The sequence below is a fragment of the Amycolatopsis sp. NPDC004079 genome, assembly GCF_040610415.1.
GTDB lineage: Bacteria > Actinomycetota > Actinomycetes > Mycobacteriales > Pseudonocardiaceae > Amycolatopsis > Amycolatopsis halotolerans.
In genome coordinates this window covers 1-14,531 of record NZ_JBEXMH010000072.1, presented here as the reverse complement: position 1 = coordinate 14,531, position 14,531 = coordinate 1, and the positions used below count along the sequence as shown (strand labels likewise).

Here is a 14,531-nt window from a genome sequence, read left to right as displayed (position 1 = left end):
TGGTACGTATGATTTAAGAGGCAAATCCTCACGTCAGGACGCTAGCCGCGCAGCGCGGACGCGAAGATCCCGGGCAGCTTGGACCAGCCAGGACGTCCGGCGAAGGCGGCCAGGCGGCGTCCGGTGACCCGCGCCGTCCGGTTGGTGACGAACCACGGCGGGCGCGGCGAGATCGCGAGCTGCCCGGTGGCGGCTGACCTGGGGAACGGCCGGAACGGGCCGTGCGCGACGGTCCGTTCGACGTGGTCGAGCAGCAGCGCGTTGTGCACCACGCCGATTCCGCTTTGGACGTCGGTGAGCGCATGCCCGGGGAACGCGCCCCACGAGGCGCGGGCGGTCAGATAGCCGACGCCGGTCCAGGCGTTGATCGCGATGGTGCCGTACCGCAGGCGCGTGATCGCCTCGGTGAAGCTGCGGCCCAGACGCCGTTTCGTCCGCGGGTGGAGCACGATGTTCGCGCCCAGCGTCCCGGCCAGTTTCTCGTTCGCGAAGTCGACGGCTCGGTCGAGGAACTGCCGCGGATCTCCTGGCAGCTGAGTGACCGCCAGGACCGGGCCGAAGTACTCCTCGGTGAAAGCGACGTCGCCGTCCGCGGGCACGTCGAGCAGGATCCGGTCTTCCCAGCGTTCCGCAGCCGGGTGCTCGGCGAGGGCGGCCTCGCAGCGGGTGTTGCTGCCCGGATAGTAAGGAGTGCGCTTCCGGGCCTTGGCATACGCTTTGCGAAGCGCGGCAAGGAAAGCGTCCTTCTGCTCCCAATCGCTGCTGAGCCTGGAACGCCAAGTCCCGCGCGGACCAGCGGCCGGGAACGACGATCGTCGGCGACACCCCGCCGAGTTCGCTGGTGATCGGCTTGGCCGCGTCCGGCACACCGGGGGATTTTCTCGACTATCTGGTGCGGCAGGAGGACTTGCAGGTGCGGATGATGCACGCGGCACTGGTCGGGAACGCCTCGGACGTGCCGGGGATGGTCGAGGAGTTCATCAGCGTCTGGGACGGCTAGATCAGACGCCGTATCCGCCGTCCACGTCGAGCTTTTGCCCGCTGATGAACCCGGCCCGGTCCGAGGCCAGGAAACACACTGCCTCCGCGATGTCCCGCGCACTGCCGAAAGTGCGCAACGGGATGGCGCGCCGCGCGGCCTCAAGAGCGCGTTCGTCGAGGTCGCCGCGCGCCATCAGGTCCGCGGCCATGCCGTCGGTCAACATCCCCGGCCCGACGCAGTTGACGCGCACGCCGAACCGGCCCTCCTCGGCGGCGAGTGCCCGGGCGGTCGCCTCGACCGCGCCCTTGGGCCCGGCGGACAGACCGTCGCGGACCGGATAACGCCTGGTCGCCGCGGTGGTGACCGCCACGATCGATCCTTTGGCGGCCCGCAGCGCGGGCAGTGCCGGGTGGACGAGATTGAAGAACGCGGCGGCTTCCGCGGCGAGACGCGCGCCGAACTCGTCAGGGTCCACTGTAGACAGATGCTGCTGCGGGACGAGCGGTCCGGCGGCGTGGACGAGGGTGTGGATCGCCCCGAAACGCTCGACCACGCTGCCGACGTACGCCTTGCTCCGCGCGGCGTCGGTGAGGTCGAGAGAATCGGCCGTCGCGCCGAGTTCGGCTGCCAGGCTTTCCGCTGCTTCCCGGTTGCTGCGGTAGGTGAAGGCGATCGCGCAGCCGCGCTCGGCGAGAGTCCGGCAGATCGCGGCGCCGAGTCCTCCGGTGCCGCCGGTCACGACCGCGACGCCCGGCTTGCCGTGAAAGTCGTTCAAGGGCCGGTCTTCTCCCGTCAGGCATGACAGCAAGCAAACGCTTGGTCGAGCTTACGAGGCCGTGCCGCACTGGTCAAACGGAAGCCGGAGGCGTCCGCTGAGCCGACGCATGCGCCCCGCTCTTCCCGCTGGCGAAGGTACCTTCGCGCGACCACGCACCCCGAGCCGAAGGAAGTGGAACGTGACCGACCAACTCGTGGATCTGCGGGACAAGATCGTGTTCGTCACCGGTGCCGCACAAGGACAGGGCGCGGAGCATGCCCGGACGGCTGCCCGATTGGGCGCGGACGTCGTGCTGGCCGACCTCGACGAGAGCGCCGTCGCGAAGGTCGCCGCGGAGATCGACGGGCGAGCCGTCGGACTGGACGTGCGCAGCAAGGAGAACTGGGCCGCCGCCATGGAACGCGTCCGCGCCGAGTTCGGCCGGATCGACGTGCTCGTCAACAATGCCGGGTTCTATCGCAAAGCACCGTTGGAGAGTTTCGAGGAGGAGCACCTGGCGCAAACCTTGGGCGTCAACCTGATCGGGCCGGTCCTCGGGATGCAGGCCGTGCTGCCGTTGATGCGAGAACGCGGCGGTTCGATCATCAATGTCGCCTCGACCGCGGCGTTGATGGGCTTCGCGGGCGGGCTGGGATACAGCGCGTCGAAATGGGGACTGCGCGGTGCCAGCAAATCCGCGGCGAAGGAGCTTGGCGAGTTCGGTATCCGGGTGAACTGTGTCTGCCCGGGCGCGATCGACACGCAGATGATCTCCGAAACGACCCGCGCGGGCGGGGGAGCGGTGGCAGGTCAGCCAATCCCTCGTCCGGGGACGACGGCCGAGGTGGCCGCGTTGGTGGCTTTCCTTGCCAGTGATGCGAGCAGTTACTGCACTGGGCAGGATTTCGTGATCGACGGCGGCCAAACCGCCTGACGGCCGGGCTGGTCGGCCCTCCGCAACGAGGGCCGACTAACCAGCGGCAGGCCCGCCATTGGCCAGTTGCAGCTCAACCGCAGGCGGAAGCTCCGGCACCGCCCGAGGCCGCAGCGTAGGAACGCCGTTGGCGACCCGCCACACGGTAGCGGCGGCATTGCGGACCTCGGTGATCGTGGAGACCAGATCGAGCGCCCGGGTCGGCCCGCACACAGACAGCGCGAAGTGCCCGTCGTCGTCCATCGTGGTGATCGGGGCGGCCACGACAGTCACGCCGTGATGAGTGCCCTGCGCATCCACGGCCACACCTCCGCGGTCGCGGACCCGGGCCAGGTCTCGCAGGAGCTGGCTGCGCGACTGGATGGAGTACTGGGTGGGCGCGTGGCCGAAATGCAGTTCAGGCCAATGATCAGGGGACAGGGTGGCGAGCAGCGCCCGGCCGGGGGCGGTCAGCGGGACCGGCTGCCGGGCTCCCGCGCTCCACTGCCCGGAGGCGGACGGCCACGAGCCGATCCGTTCGAGATGCATGATCTCGGAGCCGACCAGCATGCTCAGGTACACGGTCAGCCCGCTTCGGCGATGCAGTTCGGCCATCACCGCGACGGCGGCGCGGGGGACGGTGCGCCGCCGGGTGAACTGCGAGCCGAGTTCGAACATCCGCACGCCCAGCGTGTAGGTGAACTCCTTGCGCTCCACCCAGCCGAGTTCGACCAGCCGCTGCAGGATCCGGTGCGCCGACGACCGCGGCACGTGGGAGCGGCGGGCGAGTTCGGCCAGCGTCAGGGGCCGTTCGCCCACGAAGGACTCCAGCAGCGACGCGACGCGGTCGATCATCGCCGCGGGGGCTTCCTCGATGTGCGCCATTGCAACACCACCTCCAGAGACTGCGTGTGTCAGATTAAGACTACCTGTCAGAATCTGACACATTGGAGTGTAGGCACATCGACGCTCGGCTGTAAACCGGCTCGTGGACAGAGAAGTGCGCCGTGTCCGGGCGAACCGGGCACGGCGCACCTGTGCGGTCACACCGTCTGGACGATCCGGAGCCGTCCTGCCGCGACTTCGGCCTCGAGGGACTCCTTGAGCCGCGAACATCCCGCCAGCGCCGGTCCCGGCATCGGCGACGCGCCGAGTTCCGCGCAGGCTTCGACGGCGTCGGCGTTCCACTGCAGGCTCGTCTGGTGCACGGTGCTCTTGCGCACCAGCAGTCGCGCCGCGCAGTGCTGGCACCGCAGCGGCTGCATCGGCACGTCGTCGAGGCGGTTGTCGGTCCTGAGTTCGCTCACGGCGCGGTCTCCGTCGGCTTGGCCTGCCGGGCGATGTTCGCGGCCACCTCGTCGTGCCACGCCTTCGTCGGGCGGGTGAGATCCAGTTCGTACTCGAACCGGTCGACCATCTCCGGCTGGACGTCCGCGACGTCGACGTAGAACTGCTCGTACCAGCGGCGCAGCTGGTACACCGGGCCGTCTTCCTCGCACAGCAGCGGGTTGTCGATCCGGGCCTTGTTCTTCCAGATCTCGACGTCCTGCTCGAAGCCGACCTTGATGTAGTCGCCGAGCGCGATCGCCGAAGCCATTGCCGCGTCCTCCGGCAGCGAAGCGGACTTCTTGACGATGATCCCGTACTGCAGCACGAACGAATCCGCGGTGATCGGGTAGTGGCAGTTGAGCAGAACCGTGTGGTGATCGCCGAACTCGTAGTGATACGTCAGGTCGTCGATCATGAACGACGGGCCGTAATACGACGCGACGGAAGTGGTGCCGAGCATTTTCGGCTGGCCCTCGGGCGCGGGGTAGTCGTCGCGGGCGTCGCCGTTCATGTACTGGGTCGCGACGTGGCCCTCGAAGACGTTCTTGAAGTACGTCGGCAGCGATCCGTGCACATAAAAGAAATGCGCCATGTCGACGACGTTGTCGATGATCTCGCGGCAGTTGGTGTTCACGACGGTCGTGTACCAGTGCCAGTCGGTCCACTCGTCGCTTTCCGCGCCCTCGATGCGCGGGATGGCGACCTCGTCTGTCGGCTTCTTGCCTTCCGGGTCGTGCCAGACGAACAGCAAGCCGTCCTGTTCCGACGTGGTCCACGCCCGGGTGCGTGCGAGCATGGGGACGCGTTTGCTGTACGGGATCTGCTTGCACCGGCCGTCGCCGCCCCAGCGCCAGTCGTGGAACGGGCAGGCGATCTCGTCGCCCTTGACCTCGCCCTGGGACAGGTCGCCGCCGAGGTGCCGACAGTAGGAATCGAGAATGTTGATCTTTCCGCTCTCTCCGCGGAACACCACGAGTTTCGTGCCGAAGGCGTGCACGGTATGCGGTTTCCCGTCGCCGAAATCGCGGACGAGACCCAGGCAATGCCAGCCGCGGGCGAAACGGGACGGCGCCGAATCCGCTTCGATCAGGCGGATCTCGTCCGGTTGCAGAGAAGTCATCGCGCTCTCCTGGAAAGGGTTGGTGGGGAGCTGTCAGTCCGGTGCGTTCCGGTTCTAACAAGCGCTGTGGCCTTGAACCCGGTCACAGTTCACTGACTGGAACGTCGTTGGTGCACGACGTCGGCCGGGCTCCAGATCGCGCGCATGCTCGTGATCCGGCCGCGTTCGTCGAACGTCATGACGTCGATCGGCTCGATCGAGCTGACGAACTCCTCGGTCGTGGTGATCACGCGCAGATGGAAGGCCGCCGTGTCGCCGGACGCGCGGACGGTCAGCAGTTCGGCGGTGAGAGCGAGGCCGTCGAGTTCGCTGTAGAACGCGGCGATGGCTTCACGGCCCTTGCGGACGGCGCTGCCCGCGGGGTCTTCGACGGTGGCGTCCTCGGCGTAGAGCTCGGCGATCTTGGCCGCGTCGCCTGCTTCGAGCCGGCGCGCGTACTCCGCGACGGTCTGGGTGATCTTGTCGATGGTCGGCATGCGGGGATGCAAGCACAGCCGGGCCCGGGGCAGAGACCGAGCAACCGCTTGGTGGGAAGCCGGTGCCGATTTCACCGCTGACCTGGCCGGAAGCGCTGCCGGACAAGATCTTTCGCGACCGGCCTCCCAGTCAGCGAAACGACCGCGGTCCGGCGGCCGGGCGCGGCCCTACCGTTCCCCGATCAGGCGACGAGGACCAGGAGGGTGGATGTCCACCGAAACGAGTACCGGCCGCGAGGCCGCGCCGGGTTCGCGCGGGAAACGGGTCCGGGTGACCGACGTCGTGGAGGAGACCGCCGACGCGCGCTCGTTCGTCGTGGAGCCGGTCGGGGACGCCGCGTTCGGCTACCGCGCGGGGCAGTTCCTGACCGTCCGGGTCCCGGACGCCGGAACGGGGTCCGCGCGCTGCTACTCGCTGTCGAGTTCGCCGCACAGCGACCAGGCGATGAAGTTCACCGTCAAGCGCGTGCGGGGCGGGCACGGTTCCAACTGGCTGTGCGACACCGTCTCGGCCGGCGACGAACTCGACGTGCTCCCGCCCGCCGGGACCTTCACACCCGCGTCGCTGGACCAGCCGGTGGTGCTGGTCGCGGGCGGCAGCGGGATCACGCCGGTGATCGCCATCGCGAAGTCGATCCTGTTCGGCGGCAGCGGGAACGTCGTGCTGATCTACGCGAACCGCGACGAGGCGTCGGTGATCTTCGCCGGAGAACTGGCCGCCCTCGAGAGCAAATTTCCTGATCGCTTCACCGTGATTCACCTGCTGGAGTCGCTGCAGGGCTATCCCGGCCGGAACCTGCTGACCGTGCTGCTGCGTCCGTTTGCCGGCCGCGACGTCTACCTCTGCGGTCCGGAACCGTTGATGGACCTGGCGGCGGACGTGTGCGCCGGAATCCCCGGGACCCGGGTGCACTCGGAGCGATTCCTTTCCCTGCAGCAAGATCCGTTCGCCGACGACCCGGAGACCGGGACCGGTGAGGTCGCGTGCACTGTAGCGGTCTCGCTCGACGGCGACGACCACGTCGTGCCCTGGAATGCCGGGCAAAAACTCCTCGACGCCCTCCTGGCCGCAGGCGTCGACGCGCCGTACTCGTGTCGCGAAGGCGCCTGCAGCGCGTGCGTGTGCGCGCTGACCTCGGGAAAGGTGAACCTGGCGCGCAACGAGATTCTCACCGAAGACGACCTCGCCGACGGATACGTCCTGGCGTGCCAGGCGGAACCGGTCAGCGACGAGATCGCCGTCGAGTACTGAGGCCCCTGTTCCACTCATCAGGAGACCTGGTCCGATCCGGCTTCCTGGTTGGCAAGCTCGACCCACTGCGAAGATCTAGGAGCGCCCTATGCCGAATCCAGTGCTCGACAACATCGAGGCGATCGCCGACGAACTCCGGGCCGCCGCCGACGAGGGCGAGTCGCTCGGCCGCCTTCCCGACGACATGGCCAAGCGGCTCAAGCAGGCGGGCGTCATCCGTTTGCTGCAGCGCAAGAAGTACAACGGCTACGAGGCGCACCCGCGCGAGTTCGCCGAGACGGTCATGAAGACCGCGAGCATCTACGGTTCGGCGGGCTGGGTGGGCGGCATCGTCGGCGTCCACCCGTGGCAGCTGGCCTTCGCGGATCCGAAGGTGCAGGAAGAAATCCTGGGCGAGGACACCGACACGTGGCAGGCGTCGCCGTACATGCCCGCCGGGGTCGCGGTTCCGGCCGACGGCGGTTTCGTGCTGAACGGCCGCTGGCAGTTCTCGTCGGGCACCGACCACTGCGACTGGATCTTCCTCGGCGCGATGCTCGGCGGCCAGGACGGCCAGCCGCTGATGCCGCCGCACAGCATGCACGTGATCCTGCCGCGTTCGGACTACGAGATCATCGACGGTTCCTGGGACGTCGTCGGCCTTCGCGGCACCGGCAGCAAGGACATCGTGGTCAAGGACGCGTTCGTCCCGGCGTACCGGGTGATGGACGCGGACAAGGTCATCGACGGCTCCGCGGCGAGGGAGTACGGCGTCACCGAGACGCTGTACAAGATGCCGTGGTCGACGATCTTCCCGCTGGGCATCACCTCGGCCACCATCGGCATTTGCGAAGGGGTGCTGGCCGCAGGGGTCGACTACCAGCGCAACCGTGTCGGCGCGACCGGAACCCTCGTCAAGGACGACCCGTACGTGCTGCACGCGCTCAGCGATTCGGCCTCGGAGATCGACGCCGCGCGCCAGCAGCTGCTGTCCAATGTGGATCGAGTGTGGGACAAGGTCGACCGCGGCGAGGAGATCGACTTCGCCACCCGCGCCCAGATCCGCCGCGACCAGGCCCGCGCGGCGTGGCGAGCGGTGCGCGCCGCCGACGAGATCTTCGACCGCGCCGGCGGAAACGCGTTGCGGATGGACAACCCGCTGCAGCGCTTCTGGCGCGACGCGCACGCCGGGCTGCACCACGCGATCCACGTCACCAGCACCACCTACCACGCTGCCGCGCTGGCGTCGCTGAACGTCGAAGTCCCGCAGGGTCCCCTGCGCGTGATGATCTGAGAAAGGACCCCCGTCATGAGCGAAATCAAGGGACTCGGCTACGTCCGGGTCATCGCCACCGACCTGGAGCGCTGGCGCGAACTCGGCTTCGACGTGCTCGGTTTCGCGCCGGGCTTCGGCGACGAGAAGGACGCGCTGCACTTCCGGATGGACGAGCGTCCGTCCCGCATCACAGTCGAGCAGGGCGACGCGGACCGCGTGACGGCGGTCGGCTGGGAAGTGCGCGACGCTCCGGCGTTGCGTCGGCTCCGGGCGACTCTCGAAGACGCTGGCGTGGAGTGCACGCCGATGTCGCAGGAACTCGCGGACCGGCGCAAGGTCGAGGCGGGCTTCTCCGCGAAGGATCCGGGCGGCACGCCGCTGGAGTTCTTCCACGGTCCGGTGCTCGAACACAGCCCGGTGGTGACCAAGTACGCCCACAAGTTCGTCACCGGTGCGCAGGGACTCGGCCACGTGGTCATGCCGACCACCAGCTTCGACGAGTCCTTCGAGTTCTACACCGAGACGCTCGGCTTCCTGTCGCGCGGCGCGTTCCGGATGCCCGGCCCGCCCGAAGCCGGTCCGCTGCGCATCCGGTTCCTCGGGATCAACCAGCGCCACCACAGCCTGGCGATCATGCCGAGCCTGGAAGGCCGCGACCCGGGTCTGATCCACGTGATGGTGGAGGTCGATTCGCTCGACGCGGTCGGCCGCGCCTACGACCAGGTGCTGGCGCGCGATTTCCCGGTGTCCTCCACGCTCGGCCGGCACACCAACGACAAGATGATCTCGTTCTACGTGCGCGTCCCCGGCGGCTGGGACATCGAGTACGGCTACGGCGGCCAGCCCGTCGACGAAAGCTATTACACCGCCGAGGAGATCACCGCGGACAGCTACTGGGGCCACGAATGGCTCTGGATGAAGGAAATGAAGGAAGCGCAGAAGGCCGCCGAGTCCACTGTGGATGCGTGACGTGGAAAACTCTTTCGACGCAGTCGTCGTCGGCGCCGGCATCGCCGGGCTTTACGCGGTGCACAAACTGCGTGCGCGCGGAATGCGGGTGCGGGGCTTCGAGAGCGCGGCCGGAGTGGGCGGCACCTGGTACCACAACCGGTATCCCGGTGCGCGCTGCGACGTCGAAAGCATCGACTATTCCTACTCGTTCGACGAAGAACTGCAGCAGGAATGGACGTGGAGCGAGCGGTTCGCGGCCCAGGACGAGATCCTGCGGTATCTCGGCCACGTCGCGGACCGGCACGACCTGCGCCCGGCGTACGAGTTCTCGACCAGGGTGACGACGGCGGAGTACGATGATCGGTCCGGGCGGTGGACGGTCCGCACGGACACCGCCCGGACCGTCAGCGCGCGGTTTCTCGTGCTGGCCACCGGTGTCCTGTCGGCCACCAACATGCCGGAGATTCCCGGACGGGACAGTTTCGCGGGCGAGCTCTACCACACCGGAGCCTGGCCGCACCACGGCGTGGAGTTCGCAGGCAAGCGCGTCGGCGTGATCGGGACCGGGTCTTCGGGAATCCAGACGATCCCGGTCGTCGCCGAAACCGCGGCGCGGGTGACGGTTTTCCAGCGCAGTCCCAACTATTCGATTCCCGCGCGGAACCGTCCGTTGCCGCCCGAGTTCATCGCGGACATCAAAGCCGGTTATCCCGAACGGCGGCGGTTGTCGCGGATCAGCGGCGGCGGCACGCCCAACAGCCCGCACCCGCGCGGCGCGCTCGAAGTCGACGCCGCCGAGCGGACCCGGATCTACGACCAGTGGTGGGAACGCGGGGGATACCTGTTCGCCAAGGCTTTCCCGGACCAGACCACGAATCTCGCCGCCAACGACACCGCCCGCGAATACGTCGAAGCCAAGATCCGCGAACTCGTGCACGACCCGGAAATCGCCGAACAGCTCGTCCCGGACGACCATCCGATCGGCACGAAACGCATCGTCACCGACAGCGGCTATTTCGAGGCGTACAACCGCGAAAACGTCGAGCTGGTCAACCTCCGGCGCACGCCGATCACCGAGATCACGCCCAGCGGAGTCCGCACGTCGGACGGTCTGCGTGAACTCGACATGCTGATCTTCGCCACCGGTTTCGACGCGATGACGGGTTCGCTGTCCCGCATCGACCTCCGCGGCCGGGACGGGCGCACGCTGCGCGACGCCTGGTCGGCGGGCCCGCGCACCTACCTCGGGCTGGCGGTTTCCGGATTTCCCAACATGTTCGTCGTGTCCGGGCCGGGCAGCCCGAGCGTGCTGGCGAACATGGTGCTGACCGCCGAACAGCACGTGGACTGGATCGCGTCCTGTTTGGACTATCTCGACGAGCACCGCGCGACGACGATCGAGGCGAGCGAGGACGCCGTCACCGAATGGGTGGCCACGTGCAACGCCAACGCGGCGGCGACCCTGTTCCCGGCCGCCAACTCCTGGTACCTCGGCGCGAACATCCCCGGCAAGCCTCGCGTGTTCATGCCGTACGTCGGCGGGCTCGGCAAGTACCGCGCGATCTGCGATGACGTCGCGTCCGACGGGTATCGCGGGTTCGTCCTCGACGACCCCGCCGCCGAGGTGAAGGCGATGCTGGCCGGTCTGGCGGACTTCCCGGACGTGACCCAGCACGACCCCGCTGACCTGCGGGCGCTCATCCGCTCGCGCCGGGCGCCGCTGACGCATCAGCCCGCGATGCGGATCGCGGAAGACCGCTGGATCGAAGGCCCTGGCGGCGACCTGAGGCTGCGGATCTACGCGCCACACCACGAAGGGCCGCTCCCGGTCGTGGTCTTCGCGCACGGCGGCGGGTTCGTGTTCTGCGACCTCGACAGCCACGACGAATTCTGCCGTTCCCTGGCCGATGCGATCGAAGCGGTGGTGATCGCGGTCGACTACCGGCTGGCCCCGGAACATCCCGGTCCCGCAGCGATGGAGGACGTGTACGCGGCGGTGGTCTGGGCTACTAAGCACGCCGCTGACTACGGGGGAGACCCGGACCGAATCGGCGTAGCTGGCGACAGCGCGGGCGGCAACCTGGCCGCGACAGTGTGCCTCGCGGCCCGCGACCGCGGCGGCCCGCGGATCGCCGCGCAAGTCCTGCTGTACCCGGTGATCGACGACGATTTCTCCACCGAGTCCTACCAGCGCTACGGCGAGGGCTACTACAACACCGAGACCGCGATGCGGTGGTACTGGGCGCAATACGCGCCGAACGGAACCGACAGCCCCTACCTGGTGCCGACCCGGGCGGAGTCCCTTGTGGACCTTCCTCCCACAGTGGTCGCGACCGCCGAACTGGATCCGTTGTGCACGGCCGGAGACGACTACGCCCAGCGCCTGCGGGAAGCCGGGGTCTCCGTCACCGCGCACCGGTTCGAGGGCCTGTTCCACGGCTTCCTGACGATCCCGGCGTTGTCCCTGACCGAACCCGCGCGCGAGAAGCTCTGGCAGATGATGCGGGACCTCCTGGCCTAGGAAAGGTTGATCCATGACGACCGACAAGCTGCGTCCCGTCCCGGCCGCCGCGATCGCCGAATGGCACGAGACCGCGGACGTGGTGATCGCCGGGTACGGCATCGCTGGCGTGTCCGCGGCGATCGAGGCCGCGAGGTCCGGCGCACAGGTGCTGATCCTGGAACGCACGAGCGGCTGGGGCGGCGCGGCGGCGCTGGCCGGCGGCTTCGTGTACCTCGGCGGCGGCACTCCGATCCAGCGCGCGCTCGGGTTCGAGGACTCCGTGGAGAACATGGAGAAGTTCCTGCTCGCGGCCGTCGGCCCAGGCGCCGACGCGGCCAAGATCGCCGATTACTGCCGCGGCAGCCTGGAACACTACGACTGGCTGGTCGGCAACGGCGTGCCCTTCCGCGAAGCGCTCTGGGACGAACCGGGCTGGGAACCGCCGCACGACGAGGGCCTGGCCTATTCCGGCGGCGAGAACGCGGCTCCGTTCAACGCCGTCGCCAGCCCCGCGCCGCGCGGACACGTGCCGAGGATGCGCGACAAGCGCACGGGGGAGCGAGGCGGCGGCTACATGCTGATGAAGCCGCTCGCGGAGACCGCCGAAGCGCTCGGCGTGCGCGTTTCCTACGACGTCCGCCTGAGCCGTCTCATCGTGGACGGCGAACGGGTCGTCGGGGTGCTCGCGCGGCGCTACGGGCGCGAGATCGCCGTCCGGGCCGAACTCGGTGTCGTCCTGGCGACCGGCGGGTTCGCCTACTCCGAGCAGATGGTCGCCGACCACGCGCCGCGGCTGATCGGCCGTCCCGGGGCTGCTATCGAGGAACACGACGGCGTCGGCATCCTGGCCGCGACCGCGTTCGGCGCGGCGACCGCGCACCTGGACGCCACCGAAGTCGCCTTCTTCGGCGACCCGCAGATGATGGCGCGCGGCATCCTCGTCAACGGCCAGGGCCAGCGCTACGTCACCGAAGACACCTACCCGGGCCGGATCGGCCAGGCGACGCTGTTCCATCAGGACAACCAGGCCTTCCTGGTGATCGACGAACAAGCGCACGAGGAAGCCCTCGCGACCGAGACCGCCACCCCGGTCTTCCGCGTGCCGCCGACCTGGGCCGCGGAGACCGTCGCCGAACTGGAGGCCGACATGGGCCTGCCGGAACTCGCTTTGCAGACCACGGTCGAGGTCTACAACACCCATGCCGCGCAAGGCCTGGACCCGCTGTTCGGCAAGAAACCGAAGTGGCTGCGCTCGCTCACCGGCGCGGTCGCCGCCTTCGACCTGCGGGGCGCCACCGCCGGATTCCCTCTGGGCGGCTTGCGGACCGATCTGGACTCACGGGTGCTGCATGTCTCCGGCGCGCCGATCCCGGGCCTATTCGCCGCCGGACGCTGCACGGCAGGCATCTGCACCGGCGGCTACGTCAGCGGCGCTTCACTGGGAGACGGCAGCTTCTACGGACGCCGGGCCGGACTCGCTGCGGCCAAGGGAGAAGTTGAATGACCAAACCGTCGGACCCCGCCCTCATGCGGGCCGTGCTGGGACATTTCGCGACCGGCGTCGTGGCGATCACGGGAATCGACCCGGACACGGGCGCACCGGTCGGCCTGGCGGCGAACTCGTTCAAGTCGGTGTCGCTCGACCCGCCGCTGGTCGCGTTCTGCGTGGCCGCGACCAGCACGTCGTGGCCACGAGTGCGCGCCGCGGGCTGCTACGCGATCAGCATCCTGTCCGAATCCCAGGAAGCCGTCTGCCGAAGCTTGGCGGCCCGCGGCGTCGACAAGTTCGCCGGAATCGACTGGACGCCGTCACCCTCGGGCGCACCAGTGGTCACCGATTCCCTGGCGTGGATCGAAGCGGAACTCGACACCGAGCACGCGGCGGGCGACCACACGATCGTCGTCTCCCGCGTACGGCACCTGCACTCGTCGGACCAAGAGCCGCTGGTCTTCTTCCGCGGCCGCTACGGACGCATCACCGTGCCCGCCTGAGAGCGTCCGCTGATCGGGAAAGCCGTCCGACCGGGGCAGATTCCGCTGGCAAAGTCGAGTCATGACCGCCGAACCCGCTCCCGAACTCCGCGAACTCCCCACCGAACACGGCGTCCTGCGCTACCGCGAAAGCGGCGACGGCCCGCCGCTGGTGCTGCTGCACGGTTCCGGCCCCGGCGTGACAGGCTGGCGCAACTTCGGCGCCAACCTTCCGACCTTCGCCCCGCACTACCGCACCATCGTGCTGGAGTTCCCCGGCTTCGGCGTCAGCGACGATTTCGGCGCCGCACACCCGATGCAGTCCGCCGGGACCGCCGTCCGCGCGCTGCTGGACGGTCTGTCGCTGGACCGCGTGCGCATGGTAGGCAACTCAATGGGCGGCTTCGTCGCGACGGACTTCGCCCTCTCGTCCCCCGAACGCGTCGAGCGCTTGGTCACGATCGGCGGCATCGGAACCCCGATCTTCAGTTCGCAACCAGGGGAAGGCATCGTCCGCCTGAGCGAGTTCGTGGAAAACCCGACCCGCGACGCACTGGTCGCCTGGCTGCGCTCGATGGTCTACGACCAGTCCATGGTCACCAAGCAGCTGATCGAGGAACGCTGGGCCCAGGCAACAGATCCCGCCACCCTGGAAAACTCCCGCCGCATGTACGGCGCCGCAGCCCTCACCGCCATGGCCGCCGCCGCCCGCAACGCGGAAACCCCCGCCTGGGCCCGCCTGCACCGCCTGAACACCCCCACGCTAATCACCTGGGGCCGAGACGACCGCGTGAGCCCCATCGACATGTCCCTGCTCCCCATGCGCACTCTCCCAAAAGGCGAAATCCACATCTTCCCGAACTGCGGCCACTGGGTCATGATCGAGCAAAAAGCGGCCTGGGAAGCCACCGTCCTAGCCTTCCTACGACGCTGACACCGCCCGGCCGCTTCCCTGAACTTGCCCACCACGCGGGATCGCGCCGACGTTTGGGGGCTGCCCGGCGTGACAGGCCGAAGGCCCC

General features: G+C 68.5%; 15 protein-coding genes. 9 read left to right on the top strand and 6 right to left on the bottom strand.

Going from position 1 to position 14,531, the window contains the following annotated elements:
* Positions 1-41: 41 nt before the first annotated feature.
* A complete protein-coding gene (locus ABZX37_RS41905) occupies positions 42-599 on the bottom strand; it encodes a hypothetical protein (protein ID WP_354749368.1) in 558 nt (185 codons plus the stop codon).
* Between the two features lie 242 nt (positions 600-841).
* Here ABZX37_RS41905 and ABZX37_RS41900 point away from each other — a divergent pair, with 242 nt between their 5' ends.
* Positions 842-1,000, top strand: a complete 159-nt coding sequence (locus ABZX37_RS41900; protein WP_354749366.1) for a hypothetical protein — start codon at positions 842-844, stop codon at positions 998-1,000.
* A 1-nt stretch (position 1,001) separates the two neighbouring features.
* Here the strand turns inward: ABZX37_RS41900 and ABZX37_RS41895 are convergent, their stop codons facing one another.
* The gene (locus tag ABZX37_RS41895; RefSeq protein ID WP_354749364.1) at positions 1,002-1,757 is read right to left on the bottom strand and encodes an SDR family oxidoreductase; all 756 of its coding nucleotides are present in this window, start codon (positions 1,755-1,757) and stop codon (positions 1,002-1,004) included.
* A gap of 181 nt (positions 1,758-1,938) precedes the next feature.
* Between ABZX37_RS41895 and ABZX37_RS41890 the strand changes: the two genes are divergently transcribed.
* Positions 1,939-2,673 carry an SDR family NAD(P)-dependent oxidoreductase gene (locus ABZX37_RS41890; protein ID WP_354749362.1) on the top strand — a complete coding sequence of 245 codons (735 nt, stop codon included), beginning with the start codon at positions 1,939-1,941 and terminating at the stop codon, positions 2,671-2,673.
* A gap of 36 nt (positions 2,674-2,709) precedes the next feature.
* On the opposite strand, the gene ABZX37_RS41885 is transcribed toward ABZX37_RS41890, so the two are convergent.
* The 4 genes from ABZX37_RS41885 to ABZX37_RS41870 form a co-directional block, all read right to left on the bottom strand.
* Positions 2,710-3,537: an IclR family transcriptional regulator gene (locus ABZX37_RS41885; protein ID WP_354749360.1), complete on the bottom strand. Its 828-nt coding sequence runs from the start codon at positions 3,535-3,537 to the stop codon at positions 2,710-2,712.
* A 158-nt stretch (positions 3,538-3,695) separates the two neighbouring features.
* Positions 3,696-3,959: a ferredoxin gene (locus ABZX37_RS41880; RefSeq protein WP_354749358.1), complete on the bottom strand. Its 264-nt coding sequence runs from the start codon at positions 3,957-3,959 to the stop codon at positions 3,696-3,698.
* A complete protein-coding gene (locus ABZX37_RS41875; protein WP_354749356.1) occupies positions 3,956-5,101 on the bottom strand; it encodes a Rieske 2Fe-2S domain-containing protein in 1,146 nt (381 codons plus the stop codon). The genes ABZX37_RS41880 and ABZX37_RS41875 overlap by 4 nt, the downstream gene beginning before the upstream one ends.
* Positions 5,102-5,190: 89 nt before the next feature.
* Entirely contained in the window at positions 5,191-5,577 is a 387-nt protein-coding gene (locus ABZX37_RS41870) for a nuclear transport factor 2 family protein (RefSeq protein ID WP_354749354.1), read from the bottom strand.
* 208 nt (positions 5,578-5,785) lie between these two features.
* Here ABZX37_RS41870 and ABZX37_RS41865 point away from each other — a divergent pair, with 208 nt between their 5' ends.
* From ABZX37_RS41865 to ABZX37_RS41835, 7 genes are all read left to right on the top strand, one after another.
* Positions 5,786-6,829, top strand: a complete 1,044-nt coding sequence (locus ABZX37_RS41865; protein ID WP_354749352.1) for a ferredoxin--NADP reductase — start codon at positions 5,786-5,788, stop codon at positions 6,827-6,829.
* Between the two features lie 88 nt (positions 6,830-6,917).
* On the top strand, positions 6,918-8,102 hold the full coding sequence (locus ABZX37_RS41860; RefSeq protein ID WP_354749350.1) for an acyl-CoA dehydrogenase family protein: 1,185 nt from the start codon (positions 6,918-6,920) through the stop codon (positions 8,100-8,102).
* Between the two features lie 15 nt (positions 8,103-8,117).
* Complete coding sequence (locus ABZX37_RS41855) at positions 8,118-9,053, top strand: VOC family protein (protein WP_354749348.1); 936 nt, start codon at positions 8,118-8,120, stop codon at positions 9,051-9,053.
* Positions 9,046-11,556 carry an alpha/beta hydrolase fold domain-containing protein gene (locus ABZX37_RS41850; RefSeq protein WP_354749346.1) on the top strand — a complete coding sequence of 837 codons (2,511 nt, stop codon included), beginning with the start codon at positions 9,046-9,048 and terminating at the stop codon, positions 11,554-11,556. Before ABZX37_RS41855 ends, ABZX37_RS41850 begins: the two co-directional genes overlap by 8 nt.
* A gap of 13 nt (positions 11,557-11,569) precedes the next feature.
* The gene (locus ABZX37_RS41845) at positions 11,570-13,042 is read left to right on the top strand and encodes an FAD-dependent oxidoreductase (protein WP_354749344.1); all 1,473 of its coding nucleotides are present in this window, start codon (positions 11,570-11,572) and stop codon (positions 13,040-13,042) included.
* Complete coding sequence (locus tag ABZX37_RS41840) at positions 13,039-13,530, top strand: flavin reductase family protein (protein WP_354749342.1); 492 nt, start codon at positions 13,039-13,041, stop codon at positions 13,528-13,530. Before ABZX37_RS41845 ends, ABZX37_RS41840 begins: the two co-directional genes overlap by 4 nt.
* Before the next feature lie 61 nt (positions 13,531-13,591).
* Entirely contained in the window at positions 13,592-14,443 is an 852-nt protein-coding gene (locus ABZX37_RS41835; protein ID WP_354749340.1) for an alpha/beta fold hydrolase, read from the top strand.
* Positions 14,444-14,531: the final 88 nt, after the last annotated feature.